Origin of the sequence: Halomonas sp. NO4, assembly GCF_010994375.1 — a bacterium.
In the GTDB taxonomy this organism is placed as follows: domain Bacteria; phylum Pseudomonadota; class Gammaproteobacteria; order Pseudomonadales; family Halomonadaceae; genus Halomonas.
Window position 1 is genome coordinate 1 of sequence record NZ_WHMA01000070.1, and the last position, 3,147, is coordinate 3,147.

Below are 3,147 nucleotides of genomic sequence, written 5' to 3' on the forward strand. Positions count from 1 at the left end.
TAACATCAGTATAGGAGAGACTGACGGGATGGTGGCTGATCAACATGAGTAATCAGGAAAACAATTGCTTGAATGTGATCAGATTTCCCAAGAAATCACAAGGGAAGTTTTAGAAATAGGCACCAAATTGGGAAAAGGAGGAATAAAAACTCAAGCTGCCGGTAGAGTGGTAGAGGTTCCCCATGTCATTCGCTTGAACCAAAGAGTTGAACAATTTCTTTACTGTGCGAAATCAGCGCTGCGTGACCTGGCAAGAATATTCGCTCTATTCTTTGGTAAAGAATTTGATTCGGCTCGTTATGACAGGATTATCGCATGGGCAGAAGAAGAATTTGGAGATGAGTCAGAACTCGTCCGTATTCTACGTCAGGATCATGATTTGTGGATAAAAAAACTAGTCTCAATGCGAAATGCTGTGGAGCACCCAGGAGGGTACTCTGGTCATCTGCACATTCATAACATCACTTTAGTTTCGCCTAGCCACCCCAATTACCCAACCCTGGAAACACCAAGTTGGCACTTAAATGATGAGCCGAAAGAACCCATCGTTGAATACCTTCAAGCAACGGTAAATTACATCCTTGAGTTTTGTGAGGATATGCTCGTCATATGCATCACGATGTCGGGTTTGCCAGAAATGATTGGATTTGCCGAAATTCCGGAAAGTGAACGAGATCCAGCGTGCCCGATACGCATACGCGCAGTACCAAAGAATATTCAAATCTAACAATACCTTCCAGCGGACGCAGTCGCTTACGCGCCTGTCCGCTGAAGGTTGGTGTTATATATCAGAAAATTCTCAATGGCAGCTTATGGCCGGATTGAGAACTTTAGCCTATGTTGCTGGGATGGTAGAAGCAGTTGACGAAACAAAGCTGACATGACGACAAAGGCAGCAATGGTGTTCATCTGCATTATGACTTTGATATCAGGAGCTGGTTGTGACTCTATTGTCTAGAATTCAAAGCGATCTGTTCGATTTCACTGACCATGATCCGGATGACTATGGTGGGTTGCTCGAGTTCTGGTATCAAGCCAACAGTCCTGCATTGTCCGCAGCCTTGACCTCAGCGGAAGGCCTTACCCTCATTGTCAATATCGATAGTTTCGCGGGATTCGAGCACCTTGCTAAGAAGCTTTTCTTGGTCGCGGATACTTTAGTCCTACGTGATACTCGGAAGTGGACCAAAGAAGAAACGGGTTTTCGTAGCATACCTATTCCAACAAAGGAATATCGGCCGGGTTACCTGGATGACGTAGCGGATGAGCTTCAGCAACTACGACCTTCTCCATTGACACTGCTTTATCGGCCTAATCTTTATTGGTCTTCTACAGCTAAGACTCTCAATAATGGACTGCATGTTGCTTATGCAGGTTGGAACTATAACAGCATCCCTGAGCAGTTCGTAGAATGGATTGCCCAAGACGGAAGGAATTACCTAAAAACAGGGAAGATAGTCTATGCCCCCTTTATTCCAAGTTTGGAAATGGAGCTTGAGTTTGCAAAGAATGGAATTAGTTTGCCCGATTATTTTAATGCGCAGCCCTGCTTTCATCAGAAATATAGCTGGATTAAAGATGATCGTTTAAATGCACTATTCTCACTAAAATTTCCCGCGCTAGATGGGGTTGACATCGAAACAATACAAAAAGTAAAACAGGACCACCAAGACGAATTTGAAAACTTTAGCAAGACTCTGCTTAGTGCTATTGGTGGAGTAAAGAGTTCTTTCGGAACAGAGGCATTCCTACAGGACGTCAGATACATCCAGGAGCATCAGATTAATGCGGCAGTAAGTGATGTAGATCGAACCGTATCGAAAATCAAGCGCAGTGATGCACTTCGGAAGTCAGGGCTGCTAGTCGGATTAGTAGGGCTGAATGCTGCCGCATACCTCGGCGCAGGTTTGCCCTGGGTCGTGTCAGGCCTTTCTGCTAGTGGGGCCGGAATGGTACTAGCAAAACTTGAACAGCTGAAGGATGAGGATGATCTGAGATACATGGATGGCTATTTCCTCTGGAAACTGGGGCAGTCTGGTAGATGAATAAGAAAGGCAAAACAGTCGCATACTCTCGGACAGCAAAAAGCGTCTGTCTGTTTCTTTTTCGGTGATGCGGGGCATTATATTATAATTTTTAAAAGACTGCTTCTGGCCGAATGAGGAATGTTAGTCTATACTGATGATATGATTAAAGCATCTGACGACCCATACGGACGCCTTGGCAAATGCCACATGCTCTTTCATCCGTGTTATACAGCATGCACGATAATCGGTTTATGCAATCGAGATTTAATTAATGTTTTTGTATTCCAGTAGGTTGGGCGGAAGGTGGCGTGCGGTATAATTATTGAACGTGCGTACGGATTCAAGTAAATATATACAAGCACGAAGTTTGTTTCCTATTGGTCGTCTAATGGTTGATTTAACCAGGCTAGGCAGATCGGGGCCATGAGTAAAATCAGGAGTGAATCAACTAATCGGGAGTCTGCGTTCGGCTCCCCTGCCAGGCATCCGGTGACGCGGCTCCCCATGGGTGTTCGGTGTGTAGCATTGTGGGCAGTTCTGATGCTTGCAAATTTTCCCGCTATCGTCTTTGCCCAATCATCATGCCCCGGAATTCACGTAACAATTCCGAACATTCGTAACAACGCTGGGAGTGTAGCTTGCGCGCTTTTTGAATCGCCAGCAGGTTTTCCTACTGAATTTCTTCACTCCGCAACCAATATAATGATGATAAAAATTCGGGATTCGCAGGCGCGTTGCAACTTTTTAGATATCCCCCCGGGAACGTATGCGTTAGCTGTCATTCATGATGAAAATATGGACGGCAAGCTTGCCACTAACTTTCTAGGGGTCCCCACGGAAGGCTACGGCTTTTCAAGCGGCGCAAAAGCCACGATGAGTGCGCCTTCGTTCGAGGCCGCTAGCTTTTCGTACAGTGGGCAAAATTTGGATCTGACGATTAGATTGAATTACTAAACAACCTTTCCATGAATACCGAGGCATTCTTTAAACTTGGATTCAAAGTCACCATGATCAGCGAGTAAAAGGTCCCGTATCCTACAAGCTTCGTCAAGGTCGCCCGTCGGAGCCTGTCAACATAGTTGGCACATGAAATGGTTTCGGCTCTTTAAAATCCTGCTGC

General features: G+C 45.4%; 2 protein-coding genes. Both read left to right on the forward strand.

Annotated features, from left to right (window positions below; all coding sequences use genetic code 11):
• The first annotated feature begins 64 nt into the window (after nt 1-64).
• A complete protein-coding gene (locus FEF15_RS18970) occupies nt 65-727 on the forward strand; it encodes a hypothetical protein (RefSeq protein WP_163561006.1) in 663 nt (220 codons plus the stop codon).
• Nucleotides 728-941: 214 nt separating this feature from the next.
• Nucleotides 942-2,045 (forward strand): hypothetical protein, encoded by a 1,104-nt coding sequence (locus FEF15_RS18975; RefSeq protein WP_163561008.1) that lies wholly within the window; start codon nt 942-944, stop codon nt 2,043-2,045.
• The last annotated feature ends 1,102 nt before the right edge of the window (nt 2,046-3,147 follow it).